This window comes from Moorella thermoacetica (genome assembly GCF_001267405.1).
Classification (GTDB): domain Bacteria; phylum Bacillota; class DSM-521; order Neomoorellales; family Neomoorellaceae; genus Neomoorella; species Neomoorella thermoacetica.
The window spans coordinates 1,667,127-1,682,337 of sequence record NZ_CP012369.1; the positions used below are offsets into that span (position 1 = coordinate 1,667,127).

The 15,211-nt window shown below is 51.7% G+C and carries 11 protein-coding genes, 1 pseudogene and 1 CRISPR repeat array; all 12 genes and pseudogenes read right to left on the minus strand.

Annotation, left to right across the window (positions count from 1 at the left end):
* Positions 1–6 precede the first annotated feature (6 nt).
* Positions 7–399: pseudogene (locus MOTHE_RS08390) on the minus strand (type IV secretory system conjugative DNA transfer family protein); the annotation flags it as partial.
* A 34-nt stretch (positions 400–433) separates the two neighbouring features.
* Positions 434–3,061: a CRISPR direct-repeat array (repeat unit 29 nt; unit sequence GTTCAAATTCCTCTATGGTCGATGGTCAC).
* An 81-nt stretch (positions 3,062–3,142) separates the two neighbouring features.
* Entirely contained in the window at positions 3,143–3,418 is a 276-nt protein-coding gene (gene cas2 / locus MOTHE_RS08395; protein ID WP_011393227.1) for a CRISPR-associated endonuclease Cas2, read from the minus strand.
* A gap of 8 nt (positions 3,419–3,426) precedes the next feature.
* Entirely contained in the window at positions 3,427–4,392 is a 966-nt protein-coding gene (cas1b, locus tag MOTHE_RS08400; protein WP_011393228.1) for a type I-B CRISPR-associated endonuclease Cas1b, read from the minus strand.
* Between the two features lie 16 nt (positions 4,393–4,408).
* The gene (cas4, locus tag MOTHE_RS08405) at positions 4,409–4,942 is read right to left on the minus strand and encodes a CRISPR-associated protein Cas4 (RefSeq protein ID WP_011393229.1); all 534 of its coding nucleotides are present in this window, start codon (positions 4,940–4,942) and stop codon (positions 4,409–4,411) included.
* Positions 4,932–7,685 carry a CRISPR-associated helicase/endonuclease Cas3 gene (locus tag MOTHE_RS08410; protein WP_011393230.1) on the minus strand — a complete coding sequence of 918 codons (2,754 nt, stop codon included), beginning with the start codon at positions 7,683–7,685 and terminating at the stop codon, positions 4,932–4,934. The genes cas4 and MOTHE_RS08410 overlap by 11 nt, the downstream gene beginning before the upstream one ends.
* Positions 7,685–8,569 carry a type I-B CRISPR-associated protein Cas5b gene (cas5b, locus tag MOTHE_RS08415; RefSeq protein ID WP_053094907.1) on the minus strand — a complete coding sequence of 295 codons (885 nt, stop codon included), beginning with the start codon at positions 8,567–8,569 and terminating at the stop codon, positions 7,685–7,687. Before cas5b ends, MOTHE_RS08410 begins: the two co-directional genes overlap by 1 nt.
* Positions 8,569–9,630: a type I-B CRISPR-associated protein Cas7/Cst2/DevR gene (gene cas7i / locus MOTHE_RS08420; protein ID WP_011393232.1), complete on the minus strand. Its 1,062-nt coding sequence runs from the start codon at positions 9,628–9,630 to the stop codon at positions 8,569–8,571. The genes cas5b and cas7i overlap by 1 nt, the downstream gene beginning before the upstream one ends.
* Positions 9,631–9,659: 29 nt before the next feature.
* The gene (gene cas8a1 / locus MOTHE_RS08425) at positions 9,660–11,138 is read right to left on the minus strand and encodes a type I-B CRISPR-associated protein Cas8b1/Cst1 (protein WP_011393233.1); all 1,479 of its coding nucleotides are present in this window, start codon (positions 11,136–11,138) and stop codon (positions 9,660–9,662) included.
* Positions 11,139–11,141: 3 nt separating this feature from the next.
* Complete coding sequence (locus MOTHE_RS08430) at positions 11,142–11,822, minus strand: CRISPR-associated endoribonuclease Cas6 (RefSeq protein WP_011393234.1); 681 nt, start codon at positions 11,820–11,822, stop codon at positions 11,142–11,144.
* 298 nt (positions 11,823–12,120) lie between these two features.
* Positions 12,121–13,524, minus strand: coding sequence for a [FeFe] hydrogenase H-cluster radical SAM maturase HydG (hydG, locus tag MOTHE_RS08435; protein WP_011393235.1), 1,404 nt, complete (start codon positions 13,522–13,524; stop codon positions 12,121–12,123).
* Between the two features lie 114 nt (positions 13,525–13,638).
* Positions 13,639–14,691: a [FeFe] hydrogenase H-cluster radical SAM maturase HydE gene (gene hydE, locus MOTHE_RS08440; RefSeq protein WP_011393236.1), complete on the minus strand. Its 1,053-nt coding sequence runs from the start codon at positions 14,689–14,691 to the stop codon at positions 13,639–13,641.
* Between the two features lie 3 nt (positions 14,692–14,694).
* Complete coding sequence (locus tag MOTHE_RS08445; RefSeq protein ID WP_053094908.1) at positions 14,695–14,949, minus strand: TM1266 family iron-only hydrogenase system putative regulator; 255 nt, start codon at positions 14,947–14,949, stop codon at positions 14,695–14,697.
* Positions 14,950–15,211: the final 262 nt, after the last annotated feature.

Here is a 15,211-nt window from a genome sequence, read left to right on the forward strand (position 1 = left end):
CTTCTTCTAGAGGTTTCTGGTCCTTAGTATCATGGTAATCCTGATTTCCGCCATCGTTAAGTTCGTCTTCAGTCTTAGGCTCTGGACGGTGGCGATTTTCTTTTCAAACTCCGGAATACTTACGATATTGGCGAACTCATCCAGAAGAAAACTAACCTGCACCGGTAAACGGCCATTGGGAGAGGTATCAGCAACCTCTACCAACCGAACGAATAAAAAGGTGAACAGCAATGAAGCCAGAAAATCAAAGGCGCCATGGGTATCTGGAGTGATGATGAAGTAAGCACACTTTCCCTTACCTGGTAACGTTAAGTCTATATCGCTATCACCAGTTATACGTCGCACCATTTCTTGCTGAAAAACTTGCAACCGGGTACCCAGCCCGATTACTACTCCACCTTTGACGTTATCACCAGATTTTTATCTCCACCCTGTTCAAATTCCTCTATGGTCGATGATCACTCTGCCAGGTGGCCGTGGATAGTTTTGATCAACTGCCGTTCAAATTCCTCTATGGTCGATGGTCACCGTAGTTGGACTTTTATGCGCAGCAAGGCCCCCGGTAGTTCAAATTCCTCTATGGTCAATGGTCACCCAGTTTTTGCCGATGAGGACCTGGGATTGCTTCAGGTTCAAATTCCTCTATGGTCGATGGTCACAAATGGCCGTAAAACTGAAAGAGGCGGGATTAAAAGTTCAAATTCCTCTATGGTCGATGGTCACCTAATATTCCAGTGCTTTTTAACCTATTATATCTAAGTTCAAATTCCTCTATGGTCGATGGTCACGTGCAGTTACCCAAATACCGCATTACGGTGAGCCAGGTTCAAATTCCTCTATGGTCGATGGTCACAGTTTAATTCCTCTACAGGGAAGGTTACTGTTATGAGTTCAAATTCCTCTATGGTCGATGGTCACTCACCCAGGGAACGTGATGCCTGGGTGGCTCAATGTAGTTCAAATTCCTCTATGGTCGATGGTCACGGGTACCCCGGTGGCGTATGGAGCGGCTTGGGACGGTTCAAATTCCTCTATGGTCGATGGTCACACTCAACGGGTTTGAAAAGTACCTCTACATGAGCGGTTCAAATTCCTCTATGGTCGATGGTCACGAGATTTGCCGGCAGAAATATTTTATTCCCTGCCCGAAGTTCAAATTCCTCTATGGTCGATGGTCACCGAAGACGCCTGCCGCCTGGACCACCTGGACGAAAAGGTTCAAATTCCTCTATGGTCGATGGTCACAATAAAGACCTTCTCCGAATTCAAGCGATCTGGTAGGTTCAAATTCCTCTATGGTCGATGGTCACGGGTGGGAATGTTGAGAGAAGAGCTCCGAGAGCTTGGTTCAAATTCCTCTATGGTCGATGGTCACCTTTATGAATTTCGGCTCTCCGCCTACGCCCCGTAAGTTCAAATTCCTCTATGGTCGATGGTCACCGGTTGTCGCCCCGACTGGAAACCTCGGTGAGTAAGTTCAAATTCCTCTATGGTCGATGGTCACTCTTCATATTGCCTTCAGGGTCATCAGTAAAAGGAGTTCAAATTCCTCTATGGTCGATGGTCACCCCTGTCACGGAAGAAACCACCTGGCTCCGAGCCGGAGTTCAAATTCCTCTATGGTCGATGGTCACTAAAATGCTTGATGCGGATTTAATTGATGTTTATAGTTCAAATTCCTCTATGGTCGATGGTCACGCAAAAAGAAAACCGGCTTATTTGTCGCCGGTTTCTTGTTCAAATTCCTCTATGGTCGATGGTCACTCTTCGTAAATCGACTTCTTTTGCTTGATATGCCGCAGTTCAAATTCCTCTATGGTCGATGGTCACTGCCGTACTCTTCTTCACCATGCCAGACGATCCATTGTTCAAATTCCTCTATGGTCGATGGTCACCTTCGGCCCACGGCACGGAAACTTATGCTTATAAACCGTTCAAATTCCTCTATGGTCGATGGTCACCCGGAAGGGGACAAACACTTTGTGCCCCTTAACAGTTCAAATTCCTCTATGGTCGATGGTCACTGGCACACTCGCGGCACTCATTCCGCGTTATCGGGGTTCAAATTCCTCTATGGTCGATGGTCACGCTTCGACGGTTTACGGGGCTATTCCGTCATCGCTAGTTCAAATTCCTCTATGGTCGATGGTCACTGCTACGTCCAGCTTCAATATCCGCTATAAAAGAAGTTCAAATTCCTCTATGGTCGATGGTCACTTGAACACGGTCGATGCAATCCATCCATTGAAAAGCTGTTCAAATTCCTCTATGGTCGATGGTCACAAACAGGATCGGCCAGCAGCCGTTCTTCCTGGGGATGTTCAAATTCCTCTATGGTCGATGGTCACCCGGAGCAGGCTAACGGACCGGTAAAGACGACCCGTTCAAATTCCTCTATGGTCGATGGTCACCTCTTTTGCCCCATTTACAAATACAGCAATCTCCGAGTTCAAATTCCTCTATGGTCGATGGTCACCTGCCGTGGGGATGGTCAGGGTTTCGGGAGAGCGGGGTTCAAATTCCTCTATGGTCGATGGTCACCGCTACTGGCGTAGAGAATTGACTTCAGGCGGTCGAGTTCAAATTCCTCTATGGTCGATGGTCACCCTGATACCACCGCGGCCAATGACCTTCGGGTAAGTAGTTCAAATTCCTCTATGGTCGATGGTCACGGTCGCCATTGCCTGCGGGGCTGTTGATAAGCTTAAAGTTCAAATTCCTCTATGGTCGATGGTCACTTCGACGGGCAGAAAACTCAAGGGCGCAAGGGCAAAGTTCAAATTCCTCTATGGTCGATGGTCACGGGTGCTAGACCCGCAGGAGGGGACGGTGGAGTTTGTTCAAATTCCTCTATGGTCGATGGTCACACGTAGAGCATAACGTCGAGACTTTGAAAATCTCCCGTTCAAATTCCTCTATGGTCGATGGTCACGGCTGGCCGAAAAGGAAGGAATAATTGTAGATTATGTTCAAATTCCTCTATGGTCGATGGTCACAATCTGCTGTTGATTATAGTACTACTTTTACCGCAGGTTCAAATTCCTCTATGGTCGATGGTCACCGCAGATGAAAGGCTTGTCCCGACAGGGATTTTAGCAATTTTTTAAAAGCCCCTGCGTCAAACCGCCAGTTTGCACTTACACTACAGGAAATTATCTGTAGGGTCGGGGGTGTCAGTCAAGATTTCACGGTTTAGCTTTACTCCATCCCTGAGGCTATAAATGATGACAAAGTCTTTTTTCATGTTAACTATGGCCATTATTTCCTTCTTAAGTAAGGATATTTGCCCTTCGGTAATATCTCCTTCAAAAACGGATTTTTGCACATGAGATAAATATTTACGGCTGGTCTTCATGATCTTTACCAGGCGCCGTTTGCCGTCGTTGTCTTCAGTATTAATATCATAGATCAGGATCACTCTTATATTTACCACCACACCTTCATGGGGGAATATTTTTCTTCACCAAGGAGGTGCTTTATAAGCTTATATAAGTCTAACCGGACAAGACTTTTATAGCGAATATTCCTTTTTAGCTTGCGGTGCAAAATCGTCTTTTCCAGAGTTTCTTCAAATTCTTTAACAAATACCTTCCTTCCCCCTTCGGTAAGGTAGACGAAATTGACATTGGTGTCGAAGTGGGTTTCCTTTAGCATGTTGAGGTTTATCAAACGGAATATTAGTCTGTCGACAAAAACCGGCTTAAATATCTCCGCAACATCAAGGGCCAGGGAATACCTTCGCTCTGATGGCTCATGCAGGTAGCTAATGGTCGGATTTAAGGCGGTGCGGTAGATCTCCTTTAAAACTACCGTATACATCATCGCGTTGCCAAAGGAAATCAGGGCATTTAAAGCATTAGCAGGAGGTCGTTTGCTACGGCTGCCAAACTCCCAGCCCGTGATTTCTTCCCAGGTGTCATAGTAGGCTTTACGAGCATGGGCCTCCAGGCTCATGAGTTCTTCAATGGAAGCAGTCTTACCTATCCCCTCCCTGATCTCATCCAGTTTGCTGCAAATATCATCATACTCCCTTTTTTCCAGGTTGCGGCGGATGTTGTGCAGTGCTCCCTCGACAAAGGTCCGGGCCAGTTCCAGTCTCTTAGCCTGGTCCAGGTAATGCTCCACCTGCCTTACCAATAGAAAACCGGAGAGCTGGGATTCCCGGGGAATAAAACTGCCGGAATAGTGCCCGTAGTAGTTGAAAAAATGGAGGCAAATCTGTTTTTGTGCCAGGAAGTCTAAAAGCCTAGTGTTCAAATCCAACTCAGAAAAACAGTAAATATGATCAATATCTTCCACCGGGACCACGCGTCGTTCTGTTTCTAGCTCCAAAGCCAGGGTATTATCCATTCGCCGGAGGCGTCCGGAAGAAAAAATATAGTAGGTCCTCATGAAAATCGCCTCGAAGTCAAATATAGCAAAAATCAAAGTAAGCGCACCGGCTGCACATCTTCCTACCGGCCTTTTTCTCCGGCAAGGGCTTACTGAGGACGGCTTGAATCCCCGCCAGGGCTTTCATGAGGAGTTCCCGGTCCCCGGGGGTAAAATTCACTTCTTCCCTGCGCATGCTTGAAGGATAGTGGATTACCCCCGCAGAGCAGTTAACTCCTTTCTCTTGGAGCATGTAGATATAGTACTTCAACTGCCAGGTATGGGCTTCTTCGAACTTTTTACTTTTCTTCACTTCATGGACGTAAACCTGACCGTTGTAGTGTAAAAAGTCGATTTTAACGGTATCAAAAGCCACTTCTTTATTGTTTTGGCGGTTAAACCTGGTCTCATGTAATATCCTGCCCTTGATGACATCGGCGTTACCGGATATGTTCTCAAGGTTAAGGCCCTTAGCAAAAAGCCATAACTTGCGGTGACAAATAAAATAGTAAGCCACCATGGTGCCGGTGATATGGGCCTTTCTCAGTTCGGTAACCTGGTCACTGTTCATTTTGCACCTCTAACCCTTTAACCTGATCATAGGGCAAATCGAGGATGTATATACCCTTTAGCCATCTTTCCAGCCTGGATCTGATTTTAGTAATGCTTTTGATGTCAAGCTCCGGGGGGAGCATGGCTTCAAAATCCAGGTCCCGCACCCTTTCCCCGTTGGACGTCGCGAGAAAAGGGCAGTTAACGGTAAACCGCGGCAGGATGGCCAGGGCCAGTTCCAAGAAATTTAAGCTTCCCGCGTTTTTGCCGCTCAGCCACGTTCGGATGCTGTCATAGAATTCACCGGCCTTTTCTATGGGAACACCGGTTATGGCATTTATATCTCGAAAAAGCCTTTCCGCATCCCTTTTGCGATCCGAGCAGTAGCCATGATCTAGGATTGCCAAGGTTTCTTCATACTTCTGAATGTAGTCTTCCAGTTGGAGGGGATAGTTGTCTATCCGCCGTAGTTCATCAAGGATACCATAGGTGAGCTCCACCCAATCCATTTTTTCCTTTTCAGTTAAAAGCAAGGTTTGTCCTGTTATTGATTTAATAACTTCCACCAGGCGCCTGTTCGTGTTCCCGGAGTTCCCCTTACCCTTGCTTTTCTTAAAACAATCAACCCATGGTTTCCGTTTTAGTTCTTCCGCCAGGCTGCTGCCCGGGCTGAGGCCGGCTTCGCCCTTTAAGGCCATGAGCAGGATTACCAGGGAGAGGGCCGTCAGGTCCCGGTTATAGACTGTTTTTAAGCCGGATGCCAGTTGGACGTCACCGGCAGTTTTTTCTTCCTGGTCTGAACGCCGGCGGCGATTGAGGGGTTGATCCCCTCCATTGATTATAATTATGACGTTGGCCTCCGGGGGAGCATTGTTACCCGTCAGGCGGGCAAACCGACGAAAAACGCGGCCCATCCGCTGGATCAGGCTGTCGGCCGGGGAAGGCTCGGTAAAAAGTACGTCCGCGTCAATATCCAGGGAAGCTTCAACAATCTGGGTGGCTACAACTATACAGGGACCGGCATCCCTGTCCGGCCGGTTGGGCATATATTTTTCGACCACCGCTTTTTCCAGCTCTTCTTTCTGTTTAAGGATAAAGCGCGAATGAAGAAGGAGTGTTTCAATAGCCAGTTGCTCCTGCTGGAGTACCGCCATAATTTTGTCGTAGATCTCACAGGCGGCCCTGACGGTATTCATCACTACCAGGACCTTTTTACCCTGTTGAGCTGCCCGGATAATAGCCGTTACAGCGCTGGCATAATCGCCTGCATGGACGTTAAATCCCAGCCGATGCCGGCAAGAAGCAGCCACCCCTTCGAACTCCGGCTCATCAATCAGGCGTATAACCTGATGGTCGGCCAGCCCCAGGCGTTTGACCAGCTCCCGGCTGATGAAAGGCGGCAGGGTTGCGGTCATAATCAAATTGTTGCCACCGAGATAGGCATTTTGCTGTACCAGGTGGGTGATGATTGCCGCCGCGCGGGGATCATAGGCCTGGACTTCATCAATAACCAGGGCCCCGTTCATAAGGGCAGCAAAGATCCGTTCATAGCCAGGATACCTCAAAGCCGCCGGGGCGACCTGATCGGCAGTGGCTATAATATAAGTCCGGGCCAGGTGGCGGGCCAGCTCCATGGCTTTGCGGGTATTGCTCTCGCTTTCAAGGTCGCCCTGCTGCTGGTAGCGGCTAAAAGTCTCCAGGGCGGCATCGCTGTGCAACAGGGCCACCTGATCGTCGCCTTTTTCCCCCAGGCTCTCAACCATATCCCTGGTGCGTTCCCATATCTTATTGACGGCCGCCCGCATGGGCAGGAGGATAAAGTTTTTCTTTTCCGCCCCCCAGAGGAAGGCAAACTCGGTCTTGCCGAATCCCGTCGGTGCCACCAGCACCAGGTTGTCACCTTTTGCCTCCTTATGGTTTTGAAAGAACTGCTTTTGCCAGTAGTCCGGTGTATTGAATTTTTCCTTTAAGGTCCTTTCAATTTCACCGGTAGTGAAAACCCGGCCGCTTTCGATGGCGTCAATCTGCAAGCCGGTGTTGCTTTCTTCTACCATTGAGGCAAAGTGGTCGGCGCGCATGAGATTGCCGGCAATAAAAACCCTGGCTCTATCTTTTTCATCTCCCCGGGCGGCTTTGGCCCTGATCTGTTCTGGAAGATAAACCAGGGTATAAGGCGGGATGAGGAGCCCGGCCGAACCGAGGGTATTGTAACGTAGATACTCCGTCAAGGTGGTGTTAAGGCCCATCACGGCCGGATCCAGTTCGTACTTTTCCGCCAGAATGGTAAGCTCGGCGACTAAATCCCGGCTCAACCGGTTCCATAAAGCCGCCCTTTCCTCCAGTTCCCCGGCCTTTTTCCTGATGAGATATTCCTGGCTGCCCAGGAAGTAGTCAGGAAAGCTCTCGCGCCAGTGATGAAAAACAATGGCCGATATAACCGCATAGGCCAAGTAGGGCTGGGAAAAAGTAAAGTTCTCCGGCCTAACGAAAAACAGAGAAAGGATGCTGTGAGGGATATCTTTATATTTTGGTTCGTCTGCCGGGACGTCCCCCGCCTTTTGGCCCTGCTTTTTTATGCGCTCCTGAAAAGCGGGATCAACTTTACCTGAGTCATGGAGCAGGGCGGCATACTTTAAACCCAGCCACCAGTCGCCGGGGACCTTATTACCCAGTTTCTTTTGAAGAACCCCGGTCGCCGCCAGCACGTCCCCGGTGTGCTTGCTTAAAGAAATGCCATTACTTTTAGCCCAGAAATCAGCCATTACCGCCCCTCCTTTCCCGATTCCTGGTTTATCGCGGCCATATAAACCGGCGTTTTCAGTTCCCTGTCGACCAGCAGGGATGGCAAACGAAAGTTGTCCAGAAAAGGGACTTGACCGCAGCAAAGGCGGGCAGGGACATGGGCGAAATTCCTAATCAAGCCTTTTTTGCCGAACTGGTAGGGCACCTCCACCAGCCGGTACAAGGAGGTCACCAGGACGGCGTTGCCCTGCATTTTCTGATAAAAGCTGGTGTACTCGGCAGCATCCAGCAGCTCGTTTAAACCAAAAGCCGCCGCCGGGGCAGGCATCCACTGGTAAAAGTTCGAGGAATTTTGCAAACACCCCCCCTCATTTGAGGGGCAAATTTCCATTATTGTCGCCTCGGTTATCATAGCCCAATCCTCAGCCCGGCCCAGATGCAGGTGGCTCAGCCACCTTTCCGGCAGGCAGGCGTTTTCCATCAGGAAACCCGTCACCTGTTCATTTGGATGATAGAGATAAACATACACTTTAACATCGTTTAAAACTTCAACGACAACAGGGCTCTGACCGCCGGGGTGTTCCGGGGTTTCCTGCCACCGGCGGTTATCGTAGGAGTAAAACCTGCCTTTATGGGCGGAGGGGCTCATATTACGCAACCAGGTGTACTCTTTTGTAATGTAATTATGCTGCGCTAAAACGCCCAGGGCCAGCCCACCCGCCAGCATGGCCTCGATTTTGGCCCTGTCGCCCAAGATGTTGGCCAGCAGGCCAATCACCGTAGAGTAAGGAGGCAGGGGGTAAGTCTTGCGGGGATTGTTGCTGCTAGTGACCCGGAAATGTGCCGAAGCGGCAGTGAACCCCAACTTTAATACGCGTAAAGCCCTAACTGCCGTAGCACCCATCAGTTAATTGCCTCCAGCACCCGGTCGACGCCTGCCCAGGGCTTAAAACTACGAGTCCCTTCGCCGCACGCCAGCTTCCCATCGAAGGGCAGGCTGCTCTCATACCAGGCTTCCAGCAAGTAATCGTTATTAAGGGCCCTGTTCAGGGGGCCGGCATCTACTTTACCGTTTTTAAGCCGGACATCGCTGTTGAAAACGGGTACCGGTACCTTTAAGGTCCCAAGGACGATAAATACCGGTACCATACCGTAATCTTCTGTGCTGGAATGGATAACCAGGCCGTTTTTAACTACGGTCAAGAATTGCCGCAGGCGTTCGCGGAATTCCCCCTTGCTGACCACGAAAATAATCCTGCTATTATTCCCGTTGTCGGTGATACCCACAAACCCCCTGGGTTTATTATCAGCATCGGGGATATAATGCCACTTCATGTTTTCCGGGAAACTGCGTAAGCTCCGCAGCTCGACCAATTCCCCGGCCGGGGCTTCAGGATATTTTTTTAGCCAATTTTTAAAGGCGGTGAGGCCGTCCCCGCCGGCTACATAAATATCCTGGTAACCGAGGCGGCAGAGATCCAGGGTAAAGGACAGGCGGTAGTAGGAGTAGTGTTCTTCTTTTTGAAAGGGATTGGGATTGGCGTTGTCTCCCTGCGCATTTGCCCGCCGGACCAGGTCGTGATTGGCGTAGAAGGCCATGTCGGCCTGCCAGGGCTCGAGGGAGATCGCTTTGGTAATACCGAGGGGGGCTTTGCGGGTCACGCTGAAGGGGCTGGTATTCATAAAGCCAAAAATATCTGTTTCCGGATATGCAACGATGTTAGCGTCGGGAAAACGAAACTGAATTACCGCATCATCCCGGGTTACAGGCGCTTCCTCCCAGCCATATAGCCTCATAAAGGTGGCAAACATGTGGTGGCGGATAAAAGCCCGGCTCATAAAGGAATAAGTGCCGTCATAACGCGATAACTTTTTTATAGAAGTGATATTGCCCCCCAATTTCTCGTCGCGGTTGACGGCCGAACTCTCAAAGATAACCGTCGCTGTTATTCCTTTAACCTCCATCACGTAAACAACCCCTTTCTTTAAGCCGTTTAATCGTTTTCTCCTTGTGGTTCGTCGTTTTCGTTTGCCTTCAACCCGGCGATAAAGGTATAAATGCCGGTTTTAAACAGCTCGCTGTCGCTGGTGGCAAACAGGCTGGCCAGGGAGGCAGGAAATTGTTTATTGTCGCCGCTGGTAAGGTAAAGCCTTAAAAGCAGGTGATAAACTTCAGTCTTCTTGTTCAACCTGGTCAATTCCAGCAAACGGTAAACCAAATTCTTGTCAAGATTGCTGTTGAGGTCTACCGGCGCCTCAGCGGCTGCCGCCTGGATTGCTTTTAAGTTAAGATAACCCATGCTTGTCCCCCCTTCGTTCCTGGCTAATTGCTGCCGGATCATATAATAAAGGTGGATAAGATTAGTCACCGGCGCGACGTTAGTTACATCCTTGTAGACAACTTCCGGATCTTTCTCGTTGTTGCCCCCTTTGAGCAGAGCCCGCAGGGACTTGTAAATCACAGTGGGCAGGTAATCAAAACGCTCCCGGAGGATAATCTCCCATATCCTGTCATTAGCAATTTGCCCTATTAAGGAGGATACCCGGGGTATCAGGAGCAGGCGGGCCAGCCGGGCCGAAATAGGATAATATTCCACGCTGTCCTGTTCAAAAACCAGCAATTCCATGTTTTGCAGGCCCCAGCTGCCCAGCGCCCGTCTTAATTGCCGGTCGTATTGCATGGCGCTTAAGAGGGTTTTATGGCCGCCTTTCCCTGTTCTCCCGGCAAGGAGCCGGTTCAAGTGCCAGTTTACCAGGAGGGAATCGGAATTGATAAAAAATTTGCTTATCAGGTGAAAACATAAAAAATAGGAGCGGCACTGCTTGCACATGATAAGGTTAGGATTTCCGTCCCAAAAAAGGTTGGGAAATTCTTCATAGCTGTTACCTAGGTAAATTGATACTGTTCGTGTAAAAAAGGTATTATACGTGGAACTGTTTATTTCCAGTTCAGTCTTTCTGCCACAAAAGCTGCAAATTGGGGTTCTCAAAGTATGGATATTATTTAAATCAAACCATATATTTAAGAACTCGGCTTTACTCGCAGTACTTTTGAGATGGCCCAGATTGGCTAAATTAGGGTAATAACCTCCTTTAAAATGAAATAGTCTCCCGAAAACCATGTCTATTTTCTCAGCATTAGTCGGGTTATTCCTTTTAGCTTTTTTATCTTTGCTAGGAATAAAACCTTCTTTATAGCTCTTCTCCACCCACCACCAGCCGATTCTTTTCAGTGCCGGTAATTCCGCCGGTACTTCCCGAAAGACGTAGCCGTCGGGGAAAGGAGTCCCCCGGGGCTTAAAAGCTGCGTCCATGAGGTCGCCGGGGATAACGGCCCGGCCGTCCTCCTGGAGGATTTTGCCGGCTACAATTTCCTCTCCCTTTTCGCCCAGGCCGTAAGCCAGTACTTCGAGGAAACCTTGAACACAGGCATTGTAGTACCAGGAAGCCGGGTAAATCTCTATGTCCTGCATGGCTTAATCGCCCACCTCCAGAAGCCCGAAGCCCTGCCCCGTTCTAATCCCCAGACCGAAATCGTAGAGAAATTGCAGCGTTTCCGGGGTGCTCTTTAAATGGATACGGCCCTGAAGGGTTGTTAACTGCCCTCCGTAATGGAAGCACACTCCCTTGTGATAGCTTGGAGGGCCTAAGACTTTAACCGGGCTAACACGGGAGTGATAATCCAGATGATATTGCTGAATTAAAAAACTATACCGCTTATAAAGGTGGGTGTTAATTGCTTCCTCCAATTCCCTCACATCAGAACCGTCGACATAATGCCGCACTCCTCTAAAGACAGCGTGGCCGGCAATCCGGAACTCCTGCTCGCCGGTCTGAATCTGCTTTAACGGCAGGAGATAGATGTCCTTGAGATACAACCCCAGCACCGTTTCCCGGCCTTTCATAGCAATGGCGCCGTTGCTAAATGTGGTCATGACGTCAAAAAGGCCGGTAGAAATGGTCACGAGGATGGGCGGCCTGGCCGTTATCTCCCTTTGCCGGGTATCAATGTCGATAATTTTGTTGAATTCTACTGAAAAGACATACGGGCTGTAGCCCGGTTTCTCGAGGGTAAAACGTGCGGCCAGGGCAGAGGTACCGGCCAGGGTTTTAATTAATGAAATGAAGTGGCGACGAAAGTCGAGGGGAAGGACCATTGTTCGCCCCCTCCCCTCTTCGCCTGGTTGAAGGACGATGCGTAAACGCAGCCTGATCACCACCTGCAGGATGTTCTCTCTTCAGGGCCTCCCGAGCCGTACTCCATTTTACTAATGAACCGGGTTCTATAAGGAATTCTGCAGAAAAAAGGAATTTCCTGCCGATATATAAAAATTATTCCTTGTAATGGCCATAGCAACCGGCACCCAAACGCTGGCCCCCCGTTTATCTCCACCCATGATAAAACCCCCTGCCCTGAAGGACGGGGGGTTAAAGCGCCGTTAGGGGGTAGCGGCACTAGAAATACAAATCCCGCTCGCCGGCGGCGATGCGCTCCAGGCGGCGTTCCGTTTCGGCCCGGATGGCCGGGCTGGGGATCCGGGCCAGGTGCTCCCTGATGGTTGTCTCTCCTACTTCCCTGGTAGCCGGGCGGGCATAATCCAGCAAGTATTCCTTAAAGGTGAGGATGGCGTTAGGCTGGCAGCAGTGCTGGATCTCCCCGGTTTTGGCCAGGGACATGAAGCGGTCGCCGGTGCGGCCGCGGCGGTAGCAGGCTGTGCAGTAGCTGGGGAGATACCCCCGCCGGCAGAGGTCGCCGATAACCTCATCGGGGTGGCGGTGGTCGCCGATTTCAAACTGGGGGATATCGTCTTCCTGATCGGCATAGTGACGGCCATAGCCCCCTACCCCCGTACAGGAGCCGGCGCTGATCTGGGAAACGCCCAACTCCAGGAGTTCCGCCCTGAGCTCCGCCGTCTCCCGGGTGGAGATGATCATGCCGGTATAGGGCACAGCCAGGCGGATGATGGCCACCAGTTTCTTAAAATCTTCGTCGTCAACCAGGTAAGGGAATTTTTCCAGGGTAATGTTGTAGGCCGGCCGCAGGCGCGGTACGGAGATGGTATGGGGGCCGACGCCGAAGGTCTCCTCCAAGTGCCGGGCATGGTAGAGCAGGCCCATGACTTCGAATTTATAATCGTAGAGGCCGAAGAGGACCCCCAGGCCGACGTCGTCGATGCCGCCCTCCATGGCCCGGTCCATGGCCGTGGTGTGCCAGTCGTAGTCCGCCTTGGGGCCGCCGGGGTGCATGTAGGCATAAGTAGGCCGGTGGTAGGTCTCCTGGAAGAGGACGTAGGTGCCGATGCCGGCGGCCTTTAACTGCCTGTAGGCATCCACCGTCGTCGCCGCGATGTTGACGTTTACCCGCCGGATGCTGCCGTTGGCTTCGGTGATGCGGTAAATGCGGTTAATAACATCCAGGGTATATTCAAGGGGACAATGGACGGGATCCTCCCCGGCCTCCAGGGCCAGGCGCTTATGCCCCAGGGATTCCAGGATGCGCACCTCCCGTTCCAGTTCCTCCGGCTCCAGGCGGCGGCGTTCGAATTTATTTTCCCGCCGGTAGCCGCAGTAGCGGCAGTTGTTAATGCAGTAGTCGCTGAAGTACAGAGGTGCAAAAAGAACTATCCGCTGGCCGTAGATCTTTTCCTTTATCTCCCGGGCGGCGGTAAACATCCGCCGGCGTACGTCCGCATCGTCGTTCTGGAGCAAAACCGCCACCTCGTAGGGCTCCAGCCCCTTCGCTTCCCGCGCCTTTTCGATAATCCTGACAGCCACATCCCTCGTTGCCCGTTTAGCTTCTTCCAGGTAGCCTTCTATCTCTTCATGATTGATAAAATCGGCGCGATAACCGTGTTGCATGGAAAATTCCTCCATTCCTATTTAAGAACACTTAAAACGTTTATATGGACCCTCTCCGCTTTTTCCCCGTTTTCACTCCGTTTTACGGACTTTTGTTTAATAAAACCAAACTGGCTAAGCAGGAATGGGCTTCAAGGTATGCCCCGGTCCCCGGCCCAGGCGTCGCCCTAAGGCGCGGACCATGCCCTCCAGGCAGTAGCGGCAATCCTCCGGTCCCTCATTGATACAAATCTTGTTGGGATAGATCTGGTAGTCGGCCCGGTAGCGGGTGGGGGTCAGGTTGGGCATGATGACGTTGGCCCCCCGCTGCAGGGCCTTCTGGCGGCCGTTGGGCGCCAGGGTACCCACCGCTGTGGTGGCCGGCAGGTGGGCGAAAGGAATGACCAGGCGGGCCGTAGCCACCACCCGGTAAGTTAGTTCCAAACTCCCGGCCGGCTCCCCGGCCAGGGGTGTTGCCGGGTGGGGGATAAAGGGCCCCAAACCCGCCATCTCCACATCCAGCTGTCGCAGGAGGAGCAAGTCGTCGGCCAGGTCGGCCAGGGTCTGGCCCGGCAGGCCGATGATGTTGCCGGAGCCCACCTGGTAGCCCAGTTCCCGCAGCCACTGGAGGCATTGGAGGCGTTCCTGCCAGCTCATGCCGGGGTGCAGGCGGGCGTAAAGTTCTTCGTTGGCCGTTTCGTGTTTCAAGAGGTAGCGGTCAGCCCCGGCCTCCCGCCACAGGGCGTACTCCTCCCGGGAGCGCTCGCCTACACACAGGGTCACGGCCACCCCCATTTCTTTAATCTCCCGGACGATCCCTGCCAGGACCGGGGCCGTATACCAGGGGTCCTCCCCGGACTGGAGGACGATGGTACCATAGCCCAGCTCTACTCCCTGTCTGGCCACAGCTACTATATCCTCCGGCATCAGGCGGTAGCGGTGCAACCGGGCGTTATCAGCCCGGAGGCCGCAGTAGCAACAGCGACGACGACAGTAATTAGAAAACTCGATGACACCGCGCAGGTGGACCTCGTCCCCCGCCATCCGGGCGCGGACGCCGTCCGCCAGCCGGTAGAGGGCTTCCTCCTCTTCACCGGGGGTGGCGGCGAGGAGATTAACAATATCTTCACGATCGAGTTCTTCACCTGCTGCCGCCCGCTGCCAGCTTGCAGCAAATTCCGGTCGCACAGCTTACCTCTCCTTCCCCGTCAGGGCCGCCCGGACCTTCACCCCGGGCAGGCTTCCCAGTTTACCTGTCAGGGCACCGATCGTGTCCGTCGTCCCATCTACAATCAAGGCGATGACGGCCACCCCGCATTCCCGGTAAGGGATGCCCATGCGACCGACAATACAGTGGCCGTAATCGCTTAAAATGGCGTTGACCCGGGCTGCTGTATGTTCCCGGTCTTCGATAACTATGCCCACAACTCCCAGGCGGTTCTCCACCGTCGCACTCCTTCCCGTTGCTACCTTTTCACCGGAAAATTTCTCCCGGTTTCCGGATTAGGCCGGCTCTTTGATCCCGGCAGGGTTACCGGCGGCAAGCTCTTTTAAACGCCCCCTGTACCGGCTTACCTCTGGCTGAAAGGTGTTCAAACCAAAAAACGCCTGCCGACTTACGTGAGTCGATAGGCGTCAAGAATCATCCATCACTTTAAGACCCTCCCCTCAGGTTCAGGTTACCCCTCACCGCAGGTTTAAATTTTGT